The 21,471-nt window shown below is 35.6% G+C and carries 19 protein-coding genes; 10 read left to right on the top strand and 9 right to left on the bottom strand.

Annotated features, from left to right (window positions below; translation table 11 throughout):
* Positions 1–220: 220 nt before the first annotated feature.
* The gene (dinB, locus tag H602_RS0110220; protein ID WP_026977906.1) at positions 221–1,381 is read right to left on the bottom strand and encodes a DNA polymerase IV; all 1,161 of its coding nucleotides are present in this window, start codon (positions 1,379–1,381) and stop codon (positions 221–223) included.
* 83 nt (positions 1,382–1,464) lie between these two features.
* Here dinB and H602_RS0110215 point away from each other — a divergent pair, with 83 nt between their 5' ends.
* The 3 genes from H602_RS0110215 to H602_RS0110205 all read left to right on the top strand — a co-directional run bounded on the left by H602_RS0110215 (position 1,465) and on the right by H602_RS0110205 (position 3,726).
* A complete protein-coding gene (locus H602_RS0110215) occupies positions 1,465–2,241 on the top strand; it encodes an XRE family transcriptional regulator (RefSeq protein WP_026977905.1) in 777 nt (258 codons plus the stop codon).
* 115 nt (positions 2,242–2,356) lie between these two features.
* Complete coding sequence (locus H602_RS18680; protein ID WP_035759422.1) at positions 2,357–3,109, top strand: YoaK family protein; 753 nt, start codon at positions 2,357–2,359, stop codon at positions 3,107–3,109.
* Positions 3,106–3,726 carry a murein L,D-transpeptidase catalytic domain-containing protein gene (locus H602_RS0110205; RefSeq protein ID WP_026977904.1) on the top strand — a complete coding sequence of 207 codons (621 nt, stop codon included), beginning with the start codon at positions 3,106–3,108 and terminating at the stop codon, positions 3,724–3,726. Before H602_RS18680 ends, H602_RS0110205 begins: the two co-directional genes overlap by 4 nt.
* Before the next feature lie 254 nt (positions 3,727–3,980).
* Here H602_RS0110205 and H602_RS0110200 read toward each other — a convergent pair whose 3' ends face one another.
* The 3 genes from H602_RS0110200 to H602_RS0110190 are packed head-to-tail and all read right to left on the bottom strand — an operon-like array spanning position 3,981 to position 5,933.
* Complete coding sequence (locus H602_RS0110200; protein WP_026977903.1) at positions 3,981–4,697, bottom strand: tRNA threonylcarbamoyladenosine dehydratase; 717 nt, start codon at positions 4,695–4,697, stop codon at positions 3,981–3,983.
* Complete coding sequence (locus H602_RS0110195) at positions 4,672–5,340, bottom strand: TatD family hydrolase (protein WP_026977902.1); 669 nt, start codon at positions 5,338–5,340, stop codon at positions 4,672–4,674. The genes H602_RS0110200 and H602_RS0110195 overlap by 26 nt, the downstream gene beginning before the upstream one ends.
* Positions 5,340–5,933, bottom strand: coding sequence for a DUF1684 domain-containing protein (locus H602_RS0110190; RefSeq protein ID WP_026977901.1), 594 nt, complete (start codon positions 5,931–5,933; stop codon positions 5,340–5,342). Before H602_RS0110190 ends, H602_RS0110195 begins: the two co-directional genes overlap by 1 nt.
* A gap of 276 nt (positions 5,934–6,209) precedes the next feature.
* Here H602_RS0110190 and H602_RS0110185 point away from each other — a divergent pair, with 276 nt between their 5' ends.
* From H602_RS0110185 to H602_RS0110170, 4 genes are all read left to right on the top strand, one after another.
* On the top strand, positions 6,210–7,439 hold the full coding sequence (locus tag H602_RS0110185; protein WP_026977900.1) for an MDR family MFS transporter: 1,230 nt from the start codon (positions 6,210–6,212) through the stop codon (positions 7,437–7,439).
* Between the two features lie 69 nt (positions 7,440–7,508).
* Entirely contained in the window at positions 7,509–7,865 is a 357-nt protein-coding gene (locus H602_RS0110180; protein WP_026977899.1) for a BlaI/MecI/CopY family transcriptional regulator, read from the top strand.
* 4 nt (positions 7,866–7,869) lie between these two features.
* The gene (locus H602_RS19375) at positions 7,870–10,440 is read left to right on the top strand and encodes a M56 family metallopeptidase (protein WP_084404237.1); all 2,571 of its coding nucleotides are present in this window, start codon (positions 7,870–7,872) and stop codon (positions 10,438–10,440) included.
* A 228-nt stretch (positions 10,441–10,668) separates the two neighbouring features.
* Positions 10,669–11,775 carry a hypothetical protein gene (locus H602_RS0110170; RefSeq protein WP_026977898.1) on the top strand — a complete coding sequence of 369 codons (1,107 nt, stop codon included), beginning with the start codon at positions 10,669–10,671 and terminating at the stop codon, positions 11,773–11,775.
* Positions 11,776–11,995: 220 nt separating this feature from the next.
* Here H602_RS0110170 and H602_RS0110165 read toward each other — a convergent pair whose 3' ends face one another.
* Complete coding sequence (locus H602_RS0110165; RefSeq protein ID WP_026977897.1) at positions 11,996–12,433, bottom strand: DUF6526 family protein; 438 nt, start codon at positions 12,431–12,433, stop codon at positions 11,996–11,998.
* A 177-nt stretch (positions 12,434–12,610) separates the two neighbouring features.
* Here H602_RS0110165 and H602_RS0110160 point away from each other — a divergent pair, with 177 nt between their 5' ends.
* The 3 genes from H602_RS0110160 (at position 12,611) to H602_RS0110150 (ending at position 15,189) form a co-directional block, all read left to right on the top strand.
* Positions 12,611–13,159: a type 1 glutamine amidotransferase domain-containing protein gene (locus tag H602_RS0110160; protein WP_026977896.1), complete on the top strand. Its 549-nt coding sequence runs from the start codon at positions 12,611–12,613 to the stop codon at positions 13,157–13,159.
* Between the two features lie 191 nt (positions 13,160–13,350).
* The gene (locus H602_RS0110155) at positions 13,351–14,118 is read left to right on the top strand and encodes a dienelactone hydrolase family protein (protein WP_026977895.1); all 768 of its coding nucleotides are present in this window, start codon (positions 13,351–13,353) and stop codon (positions 14,116–14,118) included.
* A 36-nt stretch (positions 14,119–14,154) separates the two neighbouring features.
* On the top strand, positions 14,155–15,189 hold the full coding sequence (locus tag H602_RS0110150; protein WP_026977894.1) for a M28 family metallopeptidase: 1,035 nt from the start codon (positions 14,155–14,157) through the stop codon (positions 15,187–15,189).
* A 77-nt stretch (positions 15,190–15,266) separates the two neighbouring features.
* Here H602_RS0110150 and H602_RS0110145 read toward each other — a convergent pair whose 3' ends face one another.
* From H602_RS0110145 to H602_RS0110130, 4 genes are all read right to left on the bottom strand, one after another.
* Positions 15,267–15,911, bottom strand: a complete 645-nt coding sequence (locus tag H602_RS0110145) for an alpha/beta hydrolase (protein ID WP_026977893.1) — start codon at positions 15,909–15,911, stop codon at positions 15,267–15,269.
* Between the two features lie 15 nt (positions 15,912–15,926).
* On the bottom strand, positions 15,927–16,376 hold the full coding sequence (locus H602_RS0110140) for a hypothetical protein (protein WP_026977892.1): 450 nt from the start codon (positions 16,374–16,376) through the stop codon (positions 15,927–15,929).
* A 65-nt stretch (positions 16,377–16,441) separates the two neighbouring features.
* The gene (locus H602_RS0110135; RefSeq protein WP_026977891.1) at positions 16,442–18,238 is read right to left on the bottom strand and encodes a TonB-dependent receptor; all 1,797 of its coding nucleotides are present in this window, start codon (positions 18,236–18,238) and stop codon (positions 16,442–16,444) included.
* A 33-nt stretch (positions 18,239–18,271) separates the two neighbouring features.
* On the bottom strand, positions 18,272–21,289 hold the full coding sequence (locus tag H602_RS0110130; RefSeq protein ID WP_026977890.1) for a tetratricopeptide repeat protein: 3,018 nt from the start codon (positions 21,287–21,289) through the stop codon (positions 18,272–18,274).
* Positions 21,290–21,471 lie beyond the last annotated feature (182 nt).

Here is a 21,471-nt window from a genome sequence, read left to right as displayed (position 1 = left end):
AATCTTAATACTTCTAGTCTTAATACTTGATACTTTAATCTTAATACTTTTTTGCGTTAAGGATTGAAGCGGAGCTCTTAATTGCTTTGAAGAAAGCAATTAAAGCGGGAGTGGAAAGCCTGACCCGTAGGGAAACGCCCAAATAAAAATGCTGCTTCTGCTCCACTGTCTTAATTCTTAATACTCAAATCTTGATACTTCCCGTCTTAATACTTAATACTCAAATCTTAACACTCCTCTTTAAATGCGCTCCAGCACAACGCATTACGGCGTCAAATCCGAAGCGATTTTTCATTTTATCCATTGCAGCATAGAGGGACAGCATTTCTTGGGTGTCTTCGAACATATTGATTTGATACGTGCCGCGAACCAAGCCGCTGAACCGAATTCCGACGAGTCGCAACCGCATCCGACGTTGATAAAGTGCCGTGAAAAGCCCGAGTATTTTTTCGGTCAATACATGGTCGGCAGAAGTGTAGGCGATTTTGCATTGCTTGGTTTCTGTGTCAAAATTGGCGTACCGAATTTTAACCACTACGGTTGACGTGAGCCACTGTTCTTTGCGCAATTGAAAAGCGAGTTTTTCTACCATTCCACAAAGCACGACTTTGAGTTGTACCAAATCAATGGTGTCTTCGGTAAAGGTTTGCTCAGTAGTGATGGATTTTCTTTCGGTATACGGTTCCACGGGATTATTATCGATTCCGTTGGCTTTCTTCCAAATTTCCACGCCATTTTTACCAATAATACGTTGCAAAACTTCGGACGGCATTTCGGATAAAGTTTGGATATTTCGGATGCCAACTCTAGAAAGCGTTTGAAAAGTAACTTCACCCACCATTGGAATTTTCCGAATTGACAAAGGGTTTAAAAAAGCACGTACTTGCTCCTCGGGAATATCAAGATGTCCTTTGGGTTTTCCTTCGCCCGTGCCAATCTTGGATACGGTTTTATTTACCGATAAGGCAAAACTGATGGGCAATCCCGTTTCTTTCACCACTCGATTTGCCAGTTCATTGGTCCATTGGTAACACCCATAAAAACGATCCATTCCAGTAATATCGAGGTAAAATTCGTCAATACTTGCCTTTTCCATTACAGGCGCTTTTTCTTGTATTACTTCAGTAACGGCGTGCGATAATTGCGAATAGCGTTCCATATCGCCTTTAATTACTTTGGCCTGTGGACACAATTTTAAAGCCATAGCCGTTGGCATTGCCGAACGTACGCCAAAACGCCGTGCTTCATAAGAACAAGAAGCTACCACTCCCCGATCTCCACCTCCAATAATCAACGGAATTCCTTCCAAAGCGGAGTTGGTAAGCCGTTCACAAGACACAAAAAAAGTGTCTAAATCCATATGTACAATTGCACGTTTCATCTCTATCATTTAGCGTTACAAAATTAGTGCAGATACTAACATTTTTTATTATATTTGCTGTTACAAATTATAACAACTTTGCAATGTCCTTATTTTCAGACAACATACGAGCGCTTCGCATCAAGCACCAAATTTCGCAAGAAAAGCTGGCCGAACAGTTATTGATAACCCGTGGAAGATACGTTAAGTATGAAGACGGCACTTCGGAAGCACCTTACGATATCCTCAAAAGAATTGCCCAATATTATCATTTAAGCATTGACTTATTGCTTTCGGTGGACGTGCGAAAAATTGAAGTGGAGAAACTAATGCAACTCGAAAACAACCGTGTAATTCTACCGATTCAAGTGGACCGCTCGGGAGAAAATTACATTGAAGTGGTAACTCAAAAAGCCAAAGCAGGTTACCTTGGCGGTTATGCAGATCCAGAATATATTGAGCAATTGCAACAAATTTCATTGCCTTTTTTAGGTGTAGGAAAATACCGCGGATTTCCAGTGGAAGGCGATTCGATGCCACCGCATCAAGATGGCGATATTATTGTGGGACGTTATATTGAAAATTTAGGCGAAGTACTTTCTGGAAAAACATACATTCTAATTACCAGAAGTGAAGGCGTAGTTTATAAACGATTGAGCAGCCAGAAGAAAAACTTGTTGTCTGTTTCGTCTGATAATTTTTTCTATCCACCTTACGAAATTAAAGCCTCTAACATACTCGAAATTTGGGAATACCAATGCAGTATTTCAAGAAGTGATGCTCAAACGGAAGTGTTGGAAAATACAACTATCAAGAACATGTTTTTTGAATTGAAAAATGAAATTGTTAATTTGAAAAAAAGTATAGGAACGGTGAATTGATGTCTATTAAAACGTATTCTTTAATACATTTACATTAAAAAGAACCAACTTTATCGTAAAATAAAATTTCAAACCATTCATTCGGCATAAATCAGATAATTTAATTGCAAAAATAATGTTCAGACACCACGGTAAAACTAGAACTTTAAGCCACAATAAAAAGATTGCATCGCTGCTATCCTTTGTTGCGGGAATGGTCAATGTTGCAGGATTCTTGGCTGTACAGCGTCTTACTACCAATGTTACCGGACATTTTGCGTTTTTTATTGACGAAGTTTTTAAAATGAATTTTAGCGCAAGCTTTATTTACTTTCTCTATTTTTTATCATTCTTCTTAGGTTCATTTGTTTCCAACTTTCTCATCGAGTTGGTTCACAAAAAAGACGATCGGTACATTTATTTTATTCCCACACTAATTGAAATTATAATTCTCACAACCATTGCTTTAGCAGGCTCCTTTTTAAGCGTAGAAAGTCCAAATATTATTGCAATCACCTTGCTTTTTGCGATGGGTTTACAAAATGCTTTGGTCACTAGAATTTCAGGAGCTTTAGTGAGAACAACGCACTTAACAGGTCTTTTTACCGATTTAGGAATAGAAATTTCCCAACTTCTTTTCTATAAAGAACCAAAAGAACGACATACTTTACGCTCCACCATAAAACTAAGATTCCGAATCATTCTCTTTTTCTTTTTAGGCGGAATTTTAGCAGGCATTTTGTATCCTTATTTTCATTTATACGAACTCTTACTTCCTGCATTATTACTTTTTATCGGCTTATTTTACGACAGCGCCAAGTTTCAGATTTTACATTGGAAACGCAAAACGGGTAAAATGTGGAATTCTACTAAAATCAACGCCAAATGAAAAAATTAAATTTCGTCCTGCTGTTACTCGTGATGCTAAATTTCGGATGTCAAAAAACTGCTCCAAAAAATACCATTCCCAAAATTGAAAACACCATTCATTCCAAAGCAACAGAAGCTCTAGTCTTCTGTAAAGCAAACCAAATGAACCAAGATTTCTGCATTCTCATTGACCTCGGAACGCATTCCGGCCGGAAACGCTTCTTTATATACGATTTTGCAAAAAAAGAAATTACACACCATTTTCTAGTCAGTCACGGCTGTTGCAACTCCATGTGGGGACAAGATTTCACCAAAGACAAAGCAAGTTTTAGTAACGTAAATAACAGCCATTGTTCCTCCATCGGCAAGTTCAAAATTGGCGAACGCGGTTTCAGTAATTGGGGTATCAACGTAAAATATCTAATGCACGGCTTAGAATCCACCAATAGCAATGCGTTAAAACGCGTCATCGTTTTTCATTCTTGGGAAAAAGTGCCCGATCAAGAAGTTTTTCCAAGCGGAACTCCCGAAGGTTGGGGCTGTCCCGCTATTTCAAATGCAAGCTTCAGAACAATTGACCCCTTACTTAAGTCAGCGAAAAAGCCAGTTCTGATGTGGATTTTTAAAAGTAATTAAATCATTTTAATTTGGGCGTGCCCCTGCGGGTCAGGCTGTACGTTCCCGCTTTAATTGCTTTCTACAAAGCAATTAAGAGCTCCTCTTCCATCCTTCACGCAAAAAAAATCCTAACGCAGAAAAAGCAACTATCTCCTCAAATAAATCACGCCGTCTTGAAATGAAATATCAATAGCACACAAATATTGAATGAGAAAAGATACCCGAATTTGCGAATTGAAAATTTTTAAAAAATTTAAATTAAACTCAGTAATTTATTTTTTCAACAAATACCGAATTGCCGTTTGTGCAGCATAAAGTCCAAAAAGCGCTGGCATATAACTATTGGTTCCGTAAAACGATTTCTTGTAATTCTTCCCGTCCGTAATTTTTAAACTGTTTTCGTCTTGGATCTCCGTTGAAAACACCACTTTCACGCCTTTATCAATCTTCACTTCTTTCAATCGTTTCCGAATTACTCGAGCAAGAAAGCAACTGTTACTCGTACTAATGTCGGCTACTTTTACTTTGGAAGCGTCCATTTTTCCACCGGCACCCATGCAACTCACAATTTTAACGTGTTTTCTTTTGGCACCCACAATCAAGTTGAATTTGGGCGTTACACTATCAATGCAATCCAAAACATAATCAAATTCGTCCGAAACAATCTCAAATGCCCGTTCAGGAGAAAGAAATTCTTGAATACGGGTCAATTGTAACTCCGGATTGATGTCCATCAATCGATCGCCCATTACGGTAATCTTAGCTTGTCCAACCGTAGAATGTAAAGCCGGCAATTGCCGATTGATGTTGGTAATATCTACCACATCACCGTCTACAATAGTCATTTTTCCGATTCCGGCTCGCACTAAATATTCTGCCGCCCAAGAGCCTACGCCTCCCATGCCAACAATTAAAATATTTGCCTTATTTAATTTTTCCAATCCTTCCTTTTGAAATAAAAGTTCAGAGCGTTCCGTCCATTCTGCCATCTTTAAAAACAGTTTTAAAATTTTTAGTTACAATCTGCTGCAAAGTTACAACATCTATATTCTTATATTTCGCAGCCAAATCATATACTTCCTCAATTCCTTCCTGAATGGTATCAGTTTCCAAGAAAAATCGATTGTTTGGCATTATTTCAAAAACCGACTTCAATTCTGGATTTTTAATTAAATATTTCCCAAAAGAAATGTAAAAATCGTTCTTCAATAATTGCGCTGCAAGTTCCTGACTTTTTGAAAAACCGTGAATCACCATTGGTACCGAAATTTTCAATTTTATCTTCGTCGCAATCACTTCTTGAAAAGCTGCAACACAATGAATAATCACTGGTTTCTGGTATTTTTCTGCCAATAAAAGTTGGGCTTCAAACACTTCTAATTGAAATTCAATTGGAGTTTCTCTTCGTTTGTCCAAACCACATTCACCCAAGGCCAAGCAATTTTTCAACTGCAATTTTTCTTCAATAACGTTTAATTCTTGTTTCCAAGTTTCGGCATTGATATACCACGGATGAATTCCTATTGAAAAATAATTATCTGTTTGCTCAAAAGAACTCGGATACTGATTTACTACATCCAATACTGCTGGATTGCCCGAACTTTCGTGTGTATGAATATTGATGTATTTCATTAGTCGTGAAACTTTTTTACACCGGCATTGACTTGAATTATCAAATCATTTTCAGCGGGAACTACCGGGCAAGAATATTTTGGATTGTAAGTACAATACGGATTATACGCTTGATTGAAATCAATGGTAATCGTCTCCCCTTTTGGAATTTCCAAATCTATGTATCGTCCACCTCCATAGGTTTGATCACCTGAAGTTAAATCTGTAAACGGAAGAAATAGGTGTTTTTTAAATCCGGGGCGTTTGATCAAATCTAAATTTTGATACACATTCAATTGGAAATCTTCGCCTTTGATTTTGAATGAAACTACACCATATTTTACGTACAATGGCGTCCGATCTGTAGTGGTTTTCATCGCAAACGACTTTTCATTTTTACTCTTCACTAATTTGGCTTCTACAATAAAGTCGGTGTCAATGGCAAAAAAATCCAGCGCTTTAAATATATTTCTGTCTTCTGCAGTCAATGGCGACGTTTTGGCATCCGCAAATTCTTTATTTAAATTACTTTGAAAATCTTCCGCAGTTACTTTTAATTGAGCAAAATTAATTATTGAACTGAGAAGAAATAATAAGGTAAGTACTCTATGCATGGGAATAGTTATTTTTTGTAAAAATAACAAATATAATCAGACATGCATTGGTTTGACACAACTTACAACCATTCAGGTGAAAAAAAATTCTTTAATTATGTAAATTCACGAAGTAAGTTCTTTCAAGTAATTCAAATTTACTGGTAAAAATTAAATCAAGATTTTTACCTCATTCAACACTAAAAATTTAATGTTACTTTTAATGATTTTATTTTAATCTAAATTCAGTTTGCCACCGCAATTTTTAAGAACTTTGCACAACCTAAAAGTACCCAAATGTTACAAAAAGCATTCCGCAACTATATCAATAATTTCAGAGGTTTTACAAGAGAAATTTGGATTTTAACCCTCATTACGTTCATTAACAGAGCAGGAACGATGGTTTTACCTTTTCTATCCAAGTATTTAAAAGAAGATTTACAATTTACGTACAGTCAAGTAGGTTGGATTATGGTGTGTTTTGGATTGGGTTCAATGGCGGGATCTTGGCTTGGCGGAAAACTATCTGACAAAATTGGGTTTTATAAAATCATGGTTTTTAGTCTTTTTACCAGTGGTTTATTATTTTTTGCCATTCAATATGTTACCACCTTTTACTCCTTGTGTTTTGCTATTTTCGGGATTATGATGATTGCCGACATGTTTCGACCTGCGATGTATGTTTCATTGGGAACGTATGCAAAGCCAGAGAATAGGGCCCGAGCATTTACGCTTGTTCGTCTAGCGGTGAATTTGGGTTTTGCTGCTGGACCTGCTTTGGGAGGTTTGATTATTATGAATATGGGCTATCACGGACTATTCTGGGTAGATGGAGCGGCTTGTATTGTGGCCATTTCCATCTTTGCAATTCTGGTTAAAGAAAAGAAAAAACCAGTTTTTGAAGTGAATCACACTGATGAAGCGGCTGTGGTAAAATCTGTTTATAAAGATCATATTTTCTGGGTATTCTTGTTTGTGAGTTTTATTTCTGCGTTGCTGTTTTTCCAAATATTTACCACGCTTCCACTCTACCACGCTGAAAAATATGGCTTGACCGAATTTCAAACTGGACTTTTAATGACGATGAACGGCTTGCTTATTTTCTTTCTGGAAATGCCGATAGTAAGTACGTTTGAAAGCAGAAATACTTCCAAATTAAAGTTGATATTAATAGGTTGCCTCTTAATGTCCTTTAGCTTTTTTGTATTATTGATGGATACGTTTGCCGGAATTTTAGTCATCAGCATGCTTTTTATGACATTTGGTGAAATGCTTATTTTTCCGTTTTCCAATTCCTTTGCGTTATCAAGAGCGCCACGAGGTCAGGAAGGTCGCTACATGGCGTTATTTACTATGAGTTTTAGCTTGGCACACATTGGAAGTTCAAAAACAGGATTGGAACTCATAGCGCTTTTCGGTTACCGCTCCAATTGGATTGTTATGGGAATTTTAGGCTTACTTGCCACATTAGCTTGTTTTTATCTGCTTCACCTGTACCAGAAAGAGCGAGAGAAACTACTTAATTAGTTGAATAACTATAAAAATAGTTTGTAAACTAAAAATATAGTTGTAAGTTTGATTTTCAAATTTACAACTATGCAAAAGCTAACCAATAAGGAAGAAGAAATAATGCACATTTTATGGACACTTGAAAAAGCGTTTGTAAAAGAAATTGCTGCAGAAATCACTACCGATAAGCCACACTACAACACACTTTCCACGATTGTGAGAAATTTGGAGGAAAAAGGATATGTTTCGCACCATGCATTTGGAAACACGCACCAATATTATCCTATAATTTCAAAAGAAGCGTACCGAAAACCGGTTATGCATTCTGCAATTGAGAGTTATTTTAATAATTCGTACAAGAATATGGTTTCTTTTTTTGCCAAAGAAGAGAAAATTACTGCCGAGGAACTCCGTGAAATTATTGAAATGATTGAAAAAAAGTAGAATCATGGAAAATCTAATCGTTTATCTGGTAAAGTCAAGCACACTTCTACTCTTGTTTTTTACGACCTATCATTTTCTATTGAAGAAGAATACCTTTTTCACTAGCAATCGCTGGTTTCTACTGTGTGGGATTTTTTGTGCACCGCTTCTACCATTACTTACTTTTCAAAAAACAGTTTGGGTAGAACCGGTAATTTCTCCAATAAATACTGCTAATTTTCAAGTGATTTCGATGGATCATTTGCCTTTACCGGTAGAAGAAAATTTCGTAATTTCTTGGGAACTGGTTGTCGGCTTATTTTATGGAATTGGCGTCCTTATATTTCTGACGCAACTGTTGATTGAGTTTTATTCTTTGCGAAAAATCATTCAAAGTAAAAGCAAAATTAAAGTAGATGGTTTTGAATTAATTGAAATTGAAGAAGCAATATCGCCTTTCTCCTTTTTCAAAAAAATTGTATACAACCGCAATTTGTTTCAACCCGAAGAATTACACAACATCATCGAGCACGAAAAAATTCATGCCAAGCAATTGCACAGTTTAGATGTTTTGATTGCTCGAATATACTGCATTTTATTTTGGTGGAATCCACTAATTTGGTTTTATAAAAAAGCGATGATTCAAAATCTCGAATTCATTGCCGACCAAAACGCTTTGGCGAAAGCCGTAAACAAAAAATCCTACTTACTAACCTTATTAAAAATAACTACTGCCGAAAAGCACGTAGCCATTACCAATCATTTTTATCAATCATTAATCAAAAAACGAATCGTTATGTTACACACAAATCAATCAAAAAAGTACCATTCTTGGAAGTACTTCATTGTTCTTCCCGCACTCATTTTCTTTATGCTGACGTATCAAGTGGAAGTTGTAGCACAAGAAAAACCTGTTGAAAAATTGAAATCGGAAATAGTTTCTACCAAATTTGAAATGATGATTAAAAGTTCTTCAACCGAAGAAGACATAATATCACAATTGAATATGCTTCAATCTGAATTTGGTATTACAGGAAAAGTAAATAAAATTTCAAGAACAAAAGAAGGTAAAATTAAGTCGATAAAAATAGTATTAACGCATGCCAATGGCTTAATCAAAAATCGTTATGTATCAAATTCTGAACCAATCCAGCCCTTTCTGATTTTTGCAATTGAGGATGAAAGTAAGCGAATTAGTTTTGGATTTAGCGATCCATCAGATAATCCTGCAATGGTGCAAAATTTGAAAGCTGATGCCGCATTTGATAGATCACAAAATGGAAAAGCTAACGATTCAATTTATTTTGATTACACGGCGGAAAAAAGTAAAAATATAAGTTTAAGTACGTCTTTCTCTATTTCTATCAATGCAAATTCAACCGATGAAGTTCTTAAAAGTTATAAAAAAATATTGCAAAAAAGATCAAATATTGAAGTAAAATTTAATACTATAACTAGAAATGCGAACAACGAAATTACCGAAATTGATGTGACTTTAAAAAACAGAAAGGGAGTCCTAAAATCAAATTCTGTTGCTGGAGACGCACCTATTAAACCCTTTAGCATTTTTGTAAAAACAGATGAAAATCAAGAGGAAACATTTGGATTCAGTGCTTCTCAAGATAACCCTCACATGAAACAGCATTTTGAAGCAGTGGAGCGAAGCCAAAATAAATCGCAGCCTAAAGAAGTTGTATTGATGTTGTATGAAAAAGATGGTCAATCAATGATGAAATCAGCACCAGAATCTGAAGTTAGCATTGCTGAATTTGCAGTAAGCGATAAATCTACTTTTCCAAAAAACACACTCTTTATCGTTGATGATAAAATTACTTCAAAAGAGGAATACTTAAAATTAGATCCCAATTCCATTAAATCAGTCACTGTTATAAAGAAAGGTCGTAATGCTGATGCAAATCATGAAGCCTTGTTTAAAAAATATGGAAAGCGCGCTGAAAATGGTATTATTGATATTAAAATGAATGCCGTAAAAGAACAAGTTGCACAAGAAAATAATATATCGGGCTATAAAACTTCTTCACCAGCTGATAATATCGTTCTAATAATGGAAAGTAAAGATGTTGATTATAAAAAAGCTTTTATCAGCTTGAACGGAATAGAAATTTCTTCTTCGGAAATGGAGAAAATCAAACCCACAAGTATTGAAACCGTAATGTCTATTAATGGAGGAGACAACAGCAGGCTAGTTGCAAAATATGGTGAAAAAGCGAGGAACGGCGTTATCTTAATTGAAAAGTACGGTTACAAAAAATCTGTTTCTGAAAATGAAGTAAAAGAAGCAGGCAAAAGCTTCAAAGTTGATTCTGAAAATGGAGGTTTCACGTTACACAAACGTTCTAAAAAAGGTGATTTTGAATTTTACGAAAAACAACTTTTGAAAATTGGTGTGATTGTAAAAATTTCAGGAGTTGAAAGAAATTCAGAAGGATTTATTACCGCAATTAAAATTAAATTAGTGGACACGGAACGAAACCATAAAATGTCTGAAAATTGGACTACATCTAAAAACGCAAACGGCATTCCTGATATTTCAATAGGTCGAAAAAAAGGAACACTCAACTTGAATGCGCTATAAAATTTAAACCAGAAGAAATTCTGGTTTTTTTACTCACTTGTATTTCATACATTTACAAGTAATTTACTAAATTAAATTTCGATCCACTTGAATTAATTGTGATTAGTATCGATATGTTATTAAATTTATTAATATTCAATACTAATTTTTTAACAAAAATAGTGTCCTTGGATTTAACCTGTGATCGAAACTTTGTAAAATTATTTTAAACCATTAAAAAGAAATCTTGTGTTAAAAGCAACTACTTCCAAAAGACATTTTGCAGATTATAACTTCAATGTAATTTCTGCACTAGTATTATTTTTCCTATTATTTCAGGTGCAAATTAACGCTCAAAACCCTATTGAAAAAGAAACCTCAAAACGGTATCCAACTTCAATTGAAGCAATGATTAGAAGTACTACAACTGACGACGAACTTGAAGCTAAATCCACTGACTTAAGCAATCAATTTGGCTTAGAAATGAAACTAAAAAAAGTAAAGAGAGATAAAAACGAGCTCATAAAAACAATCCATATCATTCTATCGGATGACAAAGGTTCAAAGCAAGTATACGATGTTTCTGCAGATGAGCCTATTCAACCGTTTGCAATTTTTGTTCGCATCGATGAACATAAAGAAATGACTTTTGGTTATAATGATGCCAGTATTAGTTTGCTCATAGATGAAAACAGTAATAATCAGCGAGCGGCAGATTCGCTTTTTGCTACAGAAAAAGAAGCTGCTGCTGTAAAAAAATTATTGAATTCAGAAAACAAAGCCAATGATGAAGCGGCAGCACTACCGGACAACCATATTTCATCGATCAAATTAGATAAGAATATCAATTATAAAAATGCTTTTATCAGTTTAAATGGCAAAGAAATTACGAGTGACGCCTTAGACAAAATTGACCCTGAAACCATTGGATCTGTCCGTAAATTGAACCGCAAAAATAACGAAAATCTTGTGGCTCAATATGGTGAGAAAGCTAGAAATGGCGCTATTTTAATAGAAACTATGTTTATTTTAAAACCATTGAGTAGTGCAGAAATTGAAGCACTGCCTGCCACTTTTAAGTTGGATATTGAAGATGGCGCTTTTATCATTCATAAGGAATCGCAAGACAGTGACATTGCCTTTTACAAGAAGCACTTGGCTGAAGTTGGTGTAATCTTATACACTTCTGAATTGCAACGAGGAAGCAACGGCGACATTATAGCGCTGAAAATCAAACTCGATGATGAATTACAAAATGTAAAAATGTCCAACTGGATTCCATTTAAGAATGCAAATGGAATTGAAAACGTTTTTGTTGGTCGGCAAAATGGCAAAATAAATGTTTCGACGCGCTAAACTAAATACCGGAAGATGTTCCAGTTTTTTTGCGCCAAAACTGTAGTTATTTCATGCAGCTCAAAAGCCGAAAGTTAAAAAAATGCCGAAAGATGGTTTTACTATCCCTGACAGCAGCGGTATCCTTTTTTAGTATCGTTTTTACGAGACTAAAAAAGATTTAGTGGATGGCAGGATTATGGTGAAGAAGATGCCAAAAGTTTTGATCCAAAATAAAAAATTAAACGCGCTGGTGATCTGGAAACCAATTTACGATTGCTTTTTTTATGGCATCGGCACTTAATTTTTCGGCAACGGCTCTTTGTGTTAAATTGGGTAATTCGGCATCAGGTGCAAAGCGAAGTGCAAAAATCTGACCTTCATTTAATAGCTGTTCCATCGGCTCGAAACGGGTTCCGGTAATTACAAAATAGCGGTAACGCAGTTCGCCACGAACAATTCTGTTTTGTAAAACCAGTGCATAATGTTGCCGTAGCATGAATGCCAACCAACCTATTACAAAAAGAATTATGCTTATGAAAACCCAAAATTTCTGGTTCAATTCGTCGTTAATTGCAGTGTAAATAGAAAATGCAAGCAATGCCATCATCAAAGGATAAAAGACAAAATGATGTGGTGGATAAAAGCGAATGTGGTTTTTATAGTTTTGGATAGCCATCTTGATGTGATTATAATGTGAGATGTAAAAATAGTTTTAATTTTTTTACTGGCTTGAATTTGCAGACGGAAAATTAGGATTTCTTAACAAAGATTAGCAGAAAATTAATAACTACATTTTACTCAAAGTTTAAAAAAGCAGTAATTTAGTGCTTATTAAACCAAAAAATAAAACGCTATGAAAAAGAGAATTGCCATTTTGGCTACCGACGGATTTGAGGAAAGTGAATTAAAATCGCCAAAAGAATATTTGGAAGAACAAGGTTGGACGGCAGAAATTGTCAGTCTGAAAGCCGGAAAAATTAAGGGTTGGGCGGACGGAAATTGGAGTAATGAATATGAAGTTTCTGTTACATTAGACAATGCCAATCCATCCGATTACGATGCTTTACTACTTCCTGGAGGTGTAATTAATCCAGACAAATTAAGAAGAGAAGAAAAAGCCGTAGCATTTGTACGTGCTTTTTTCAAAGCCAAAAAACCAGTTGCCGCCATTTGCCATGCACCCCAATTATTGATTGAAGCAGCTGTGGTAGAAGGCAGAAAAATGACATCGTTTTCATCGATTAAAACCGATTTAATTAATGCCGGAGCAATCTGGGAAGATTCAGAGGTGGTTTGTGATCATGGATTAGTAACTAGTCGAAACCCCGATGACTTACCAGCATTTAACAAGAAAATGGTGGAAGAAATTAAGGAAGGAAAGCACGACCGTCAGACATTATAGATCAGAAGACAACCTAATATTTTAATTAAGGCTGGGCTAAAAATTTTAGCGCAGCCTTTTTTTTTGTATCAATTTAATGGGTTGCAAATAATTATATTAAATTTATCATTTGTCAAACGTAATTAATCTGTAATTTTAAGACCTTGATGAATTAAGTAGGACAACACTATTTTTAATTAAAAAATTATAATATGAAAACTAAAATTATTTTACTTCTCACTGTGTTTTCAATGCAGTTGACTAACGCTCAGTTAAAACCAATTGCATATTCGGACGGAAATCAAAAATTAAACGGCTTTGGTATTCTTGCAAAAAAGGTTTCGGCAAGCAAACCGGGCATTTTAATACTTCCTGCTTGGAAAGGAATTGACGTACATTCCAAAGAAGTGGCTCAACAACTTTCTGACTTAAATTACAACGCTTTTGTTGCGGATATTTATGGAGAGGGAAATTATCCTACCAACACACAAGAAGCGGGAAAACAGTCTGGGTATTACAAGACCAATTACTTGGAGTATCAAAAAAGAATCGAGTTGGCTATGCAACAATTGATTAAAATGGGTACGAATCCAGATCAAATTGTAGTTATAGGCTACTGTTTTGGTGGCACAGGCGCTTTGGAAGTAGCGCGTTCTAAAATGAGCGTACAAGGTGTAGTTTCCTTTCACGGAGGTTTAGAAAAAGAAGTTTCTCGTTTTGTCAATCCGATAGATACAAAGGTTTTAGTACTTCACGGAGCTGATGATCCTTATGTTTCCGTACCATCAATTACCAATTTTCAAAATGAAATGCGCAATGCAAAGGCGGATTGGCAAATGGTTTATTACGCAGATGCGGTTCACGCTTTTACCGAACCTGCTGCTGGAAACGATAACTCTAAAGGTGCAGCTTATAATGAAAAAGCAGACAAACGTTCTTGGGAACATATGAAATTATTTTTGAAGGAAGTGTTAAAGTAATTTTGTACTTTAGGCTCTTAATTTTAACTTCCTTCTATGAAAAAATTTCTTTTCCTGAGTGGTTGTTGCCTTGTGTTAAGCTGTGGTCAATCCACTTTGAAAGTAACTAAAGGAACCGACACAAAACAAGTAGACCTTATTCAGTACCTCAACACCATTACAGCACCTGAATTAGAAAAGCACCTTTACATTGTAGCGGCTGATTCAATGCAAGGACGCGATACTGGATCTGAAGGTCAGAAAAAAGCAGGTAAATATTTAATTGCCGAATACCAAAAAATGGGAATTACTTTTCCGAAAGGAGCGACTTCTTTTTATCAAAAAGTACCTGCTGCATTCATGAAACGCAGTTACAGCCCGACGCCAAACGATTCAGAAAACATCTGGACATTTATTGAAGGATCAGAAAAACCGGATGAAATTTTAGTGATTTCGGCACATTACGATCATGTGGGAACTAAAAACGGTGAAGTTTATAACGGAGCTGATGACGATGGTTCAGGAACTGTGGCATTGTTGGAAATTGCACAAGCTTTCAAGCAAGCAAAAAATGAAGGTAATGGACCCAAGCGTTCCATATTATTCTTGCATGTTACAGGTGAAGAAAAAGGATTACACGGTTCCCGATATTATGCCGAAAATCCATTGTTTCCGCTGAAAAACACGATTGCCAATATCAATATTGATATGATTGGACGTCGTGATGATTTGCATAAAGACACCAACAATTATATTTATGTTGTTGGATCAGATCGTTTGTCTACCGATTTACACAAGATCAATGAGGAAGCCAATACCAAATACACGAAGTTGGAGCTGGATTATAAGTACAACGCTTTAAGCGATCCTGAACGAATTTATTACCGATCGGATCATTATAACTTTGCTAAAAACGGCATTCCTTCTATTTTCTATTACAACGGTTCGCATGCAGATTATCATTTGCCTGGCGACACACCCGATAAAATTGAGTACGATGCTTTGGCAAAAAGAGCACAACTTGCTTTTGCTACAGCTTGGGAATTGGCCAATAGAGCAGAACGACCGGTTGTGGACAAAAGTGGAAAATAATCTATTTCGGAACTAGATTACACTAAAAATGCTCTTCATATGAAGAGCATTTTGTATTTAAAAGTAATTGTAGGACTCTAAAAAGTCAATTCCTCTCGCAGTATTTCTGATACTTCCTTCGCTTTATTTAATGTCATAAAATGACCGCCATTTTCAACTACAGCATTTGCTTTCACATATTTTATTGGCAAAATACGGTCCGCACTTCCGTGAATATGCACTACATTCTGAATCGCATTGCAGTTATTCCAAGTTACTATGGCATTGATTGCCCATTTTAGAAATCTTTCGTCAGTATCTTTAAGAACAGCACGAAGAATTCTTTTATCTTCCATTTGCTCCACGCCAAAAAACCAAAAACTGAAGAAATTTGGCATTTTTAAAAGTTTGGCTGGTAAAAGGTAGTGTAGTTTTACCATTCCAACACATCTGTAATACAACGGAATTTCAGTACTATTTTTTGCCGATGCAATTAAATTTACTTTCTCCGTTTTAATTAATTTCGCTACTTCCACAGCCATCATTCCACCGAAGGAAAGTCCGATTAAAATTGGATTTTCATGTTTTATTTGACTCAAAATTCGGCTGGCGTAATGCTCAATACTTTCATGCCTTAATGGAGCCGTCCACTCTATAAATGTCGCGTTGCAGTAGGAAAAGTCCAACTTTTGAAAAACCCTTTTATCTGCTCCAAGTCCGCTAAAAATATAGACATTTTTCATTTTAAAAGAGTATTCCTAAAAAATTTCATTGATTAAATAATCCATTGTATTGATTTTGAAACTTTCTCCTACTTCCCTACCCAACAATTCTAATGCTAATGGTGATTGAGGTGAAATTCCAAAAACTGTTTGTCCTTGAATGGTTATTTTGGGCAAGGCCACGCTAATTAAAAAGTAGTTGGAGTTGGCTTGAACCAAACTTCCAATTTGAATTTTTGAATGCTTTTTCTCAAAGTCAATTTTAGAAAAGTCTTGACTGTCGTTTAAATATTCTTTTAGTTTGTAATTGAGCTTTTCTTGCTCGATGTGCATCATGGACAAAGCCGTTTCATGCTTGTCTCCTGCCGAACCTTTCGCATCGTTTTTAGAATCTTCAGATAAGGCGGCAATCATGTCCTGAAATGCATCAATTTTATCTTGAATTCGTTGTTCGTATTGGGCTACGATTTGAGCTTTAAATGTCATTTTTTTTGAATTAAAAAACCCACAAAACAATTCGCCTTGTGGGTCAATGAAATGTTTATGATTTACTAGAAGTCAAATTTATAACTTGCTCCTAAAAGTACTTGAAATTGTTGTGTAGGGTAATTCAACCATTTTTCGTACGCTTGATTTGCAATGTTATTTGCTTTTATAAATGCCGTCAAACGCTCATTATAACGATAACCCACATTTAAATTAGCATCAAAATAAGCATCCAAAGTTCTTTTTTCAATTCCGATTTCTTGAAAATCTTGACCAATTTGCTTGTCCATACGTTCGCCTACAAAAAACACGTTGGCACCGGCAAACCATTTTTTAGTAATATTTACATCCAAGTTAGAGCCTACTTTTACTTGCGGCAAATTCCATGCTTCGTCTAATGAACTTACAGAGAAACTATTGAATGATGCATTGATTCCAAAAGCTACATTCTTAGAAAAATCAGCTTTTAATTCCCCAAAGAAACTCATCGTCTTGATGTTATCGTACACAACGGAAAATGAATTTCCAAAGGCGTACGCTTCATTTCCGGGCGCTTGCGTGTATTCATTTGATAAGAAGAAGGGTTTGTCTTTTTCACTCAAATAAGAACCTCTAACGTTATAACTTACCGAATTGGTCAACTTCCCTTTCAATCCTACATAGATATCATACTGGCTGTCCGTTGGACGAATGATTTGCGTAGGCGATAAATACGGATTGATGTTGGTCAAATCACGGTACGTATTCTGTTGTAATCCACCTTCAGCTCCCGCGTAAGCAATCATTAAATCACCTACAACTTCATAAGAAGCTGTAATTTTTGGGTAAACGAAAAATTTACTATCGGATCCAAAATCATCTCCATTGTATTTATTTTGCATCACCGAAAGATAGGTAACTTCTGCTCCAATATTTACAGTCAAATCGTCTTGTAACAATTGAAAATTAGGATTAGCAGATAAAATTGCATTTGCATTTTCACTTGGGAAAGTCGTTGCTGGATTTAACGGAAGTGCAGAGTAAGCGCGGTCAAATTTTGAACTCAAATAATCCACTCCAAAGTTCAGTTTGAAGAAGTAATAAGCCACACCTAAATCAATGGAAGGTTTAAAAATCACGTGATTTTCTTCTGAACCCGTTGCATCCCAAAAGCGATTGTATTTGATTACTGCTTTATCAAAGAAACTGTCTCTTGCACCAATAGTTCCACCAATATAGAAATTATGATACGTTTGCTGCGGATCAATAGAATTGATTAAGCTGCTTTGGTCTTCCCCAGATAAATTATCCCCAAAATATTGAGGTAAACCATACCAATTGTACACTTGATTTTGGTAACCCAAATCCAAGTTCCAATGGTAGGTATCCATGTTGCTGGCGTAAGTCAAGTCTAAACCAGTATCGTAAAATTTATCATCCAACTTTACACCTTTAATATTTCCTTGCGAAGATTGATGACGCAACATCCCAGCTACATAATCGGTGTCATTAACATCTTCGGTAATGAACAATTCGGCATTTGCAGAAGCATAAGTACCGAAACCTAAAGTTGCATAATTTTTATACAAACGTTCTTGAGCCGTTTTGTCCACTGCCGCAGCGCGACCTTTTGCTGGTGCAAATGTAGAAGCCACTGGAAAAGAGAAAATATTATAATTAATTACCTCTTTTTTAGCTGTTTCTTCATCGTCCAATGTAGGCGTTTCCTTTACTTTAAAAGCATCTGAAACGGTTGGCGTATAGGATTTCACTACATTCACCACTTCTGTTCCAATATTCTCGTCCTTTTTCTGTGCAAATGTGGTTTGCAATCCTGCAAAAAGCAGAACGATTGAAATTTTATAATTGATTTTATGAATCATCTTTTTAGTTTTGAAAATTTAAATAAAGCAACTTTAGTTCTGGATTGAAGAATTGGTTTTAGCCTCTTCCGCTTTCAAAATAGCCAAGTTTTCTTGTGCTTCCGCAATTACATCTGGATATTCAGAAAAGTTTTTCACTACTGCTTCCAAAATAACATTTGCTTGGTAACTGTCTTTTAAAGCGTAGAAATTCTTAGCCATCAATACCAATCCTTTGGCACCAAAATATTTGTAACCCGAATAATCTTTGGCCAATTTCTGAACCGTTTTATTCGACTCTTCATATTTAGCATCTTTATTTTTAAAATAAGCATCGTAATACAACGCTTCTGCGGCAACTTCCCCTTTGGCAATGGTCAACAATTTGGCGTAAGCCGAACGCACCTTTGCTTCATCTTTTGTTTTCACCGCCGAACGTGCTACAATGATTTGCGCATCACTTCGTACTTTATCATCCGTTTTAGGATTTGCCAACACTTTATCTGCCGAAGCTACTGCATTGCTGTAATCTCCTTTGTCATAATACGCTTTCATTAAATTTGCCTGGGCAAACGTCACGTTTTGTGGAAAATCGGCTTCTACTTCCAATCGTTTTAAAACAGGAATTGCCTTATCATAATTCTTAGCTTTTAAGTAAATAGAAGAAAGTCGGGCCAATGCTTGTTCCGTATATTCACTTCTTGGTTTTGCAATCACAAATTCATAATTCGGAATCGCATTATTTTCTAAATTATCTGCAAAATATAGCTGACCTAAATAGAAATTTGCTTTTAAAGCGTGTATTCCGTTCGGGAATTTTGCGGTATACGTATTGAATCCAGCAATCGCCGCCTTTGCATTATTTTGCAAATATTGTTTTTCAGCCGATTCATAAGTATCATTATCCAATTCTGCATCAGAAATGTTAATGTAATTTAATGTTTTTACCCAAGTGGCATATTCGTCCACCTTTCCACTGTCCACATAAATCAAACGTGCGGTAGAAACTGCTTGCAATGCTTCTTGTGTATTTGGATATTCAGCAGCTACTTTTTTGAATTTTACCAAAGCTTGCTGAGCTTGGTCGCCGTTATAATAAATCAAACCTTGACGCAAAATAGATTTTCCAGAGTACGAACCGTTTTGGTATTCTGCAATTAATTTATCGTACGTTTTGATAGCATCAGCCGTTTTATTTTCAGCAGTATAGGTATTTGCTAGTTCAAACAAGGCGTCATCACGGTATTTTGATTTAGTAAAAGTGGTTATGAACCTGTTTAAATCTTCAATTTTCTTTTCATTTCGTTGTACAAATCCGTAACTAATTGCTTTTTGAAAAGCTGCATAATCAGAATCAATACCATTCATGTCAATGGATTTATTGTACGCTTCCATCGCTGGCCAATATTTTCCAGTGACAAAATTACTATCCCCTGAACGTAAATACGCATCATTCAAACGCACTTTATCTGCCTTGCCTCTTTTGATATAAGCATCAAAACTAATTACTGCTTGCTCGTAATTTTTTAATTTGAAATACGTGTACCCAATATTATAATCAATATTCTTGAATTCCGGGGTGTTTTTTGCCTCTGCATTTCCTGAAAATTGTTTGAAACTTAGAATTGCTTCGCTGAAATTATCCAACACATATTCAGTTTCTCCTTTCCAAAATGTAGCACGAGCCACAAATTTAGCATCGCGTGGTTCAGCAAGAGATTTTTTGAACATCGATAAAGCTTCGCTATAATTTCCATCAGTATACAATTCAATTCCACGGTAGAACGTTACTTTTTGGTACGCTTGCTTGTTTTCAAAACTTTTATTTTTTTCTAACAAAACCAATGCTTCCTTATAATTTTTTGAAGTAATGTAGGAGTTAATCAATAACGTTTCCACTACAGGATTATTGGGATTTGTTGGATACTTTTGGATAAACGAACTCAAAACACTTGGAATACTTTGGTATGGATTTCCAATTTCATAACTCAATTTGGCATAATTCAAATTGGCGTCTTCTTGAATTTTTAAGTCGAATGTCATTTCAGATGCATTTTTAAATGCATTTAAAGCTTGTTGCTTTTTACCTGTTTTCAAATAACTTTCACCCAAATGATAATAGGCATTTTGAGCTACAAAGTCCTTACCGTCAATGATTCTATTGAATTGCGCAATGGCATTTTCATAATCTTTTTGCTGGTAATAAGCATAACCCAACATATAATAGTCGGTATTGTTCCATTTTCCTTTTTTCCCTTTGTAGTCTTTTAAATATGGAATGGCTGCATCGTATTGTTTCAAGTTGAAATAACTTTCTCCAATAATTTTACTTAGCTCTGACTTTTCTGCCGCATTGGATTTTGCCATGGCTTTCTTACCCAAGTCAATTGCTTCTTGGAACTTTCCGCTCTTGAAATTCATATCGGCTTTAAAATAAGACATTTTCTCGTCGTATTTTTCTTCACCTGCCACTTGTTCAAATTGCTTTGTTGCTTCAGTATAATCGTCTGCTTCGTAGGCCATAAATCCTAAGTAGTACTTGGCTTGCGAACCGTATTCCTTAGAATTGGAAACCTTATTAAAGTACGTAGTAGCGTCTTTTTTATTTTTAGCGGTATAAAAAACATAGCCTTTCTGGAAATAAAAGCGGTCACGTTCTGAAGCCGTTAACGAACTTTCTTCTACTTTATCATACCATTCCATCGACTGCTTGTAATCTCCTTGCTCAAAATAAAATTGGGCAACTTCTATAAAAGCTTGGTTTCTTTTGGAACTCGTTGGATAGTTTTTTACAAAATCTTCCATCAATTGATCCGATCCATTTTGCTTCAATCGAATGGCACAATTGGCAATGTAATACGCACAATCTGCTTGCACATCCATCTGACTGTTCTGCTGTTGAACACCGATGAACAGTTGTTGTGCAGACAAATATTGTTTGTCTTTATAAAGTTCGACTGCGCGATTAAAATCTTTTAAGTCGTGGGTATAAATTTCTGATTGTTGAGCAGAAACGGTGGTGGCGGCTCCAGCGGTAAGCAACGGGAACAATAGCCAAGAATATTTATGCATTAGGTCTATTTTTTAGAGGTCAAATATATCAATTTCCATTGGGTATAACGAACAAAAATCCAATTTTAGTATGTTGATTTTAACAGATATTACTGAAAATAACAAAACTTTAGGAAAAACAGATTTAATAGCATTTCAAATTGTATTTTATTTTGAAAAACCCTCGAAACATAGTACTTTTA

Origin of the sequence: Flavobacterium tegetincola DSM 22377, assembly GCF_000425485.1 — a bacterium.
In the GTDB taxonomy this organism is placed as follows: domain Bacteria; phylum Bacteroidota; class Bacteroidia; order Flavobacteriales; family Flavobacteriaceae; genus Flavobacterium; species Flavobacterium tegetincola.
Note: the sequence above shows the minus strand (reverse complement) of the source record. Positions and strands in the feature narration are given on the sequence as shown.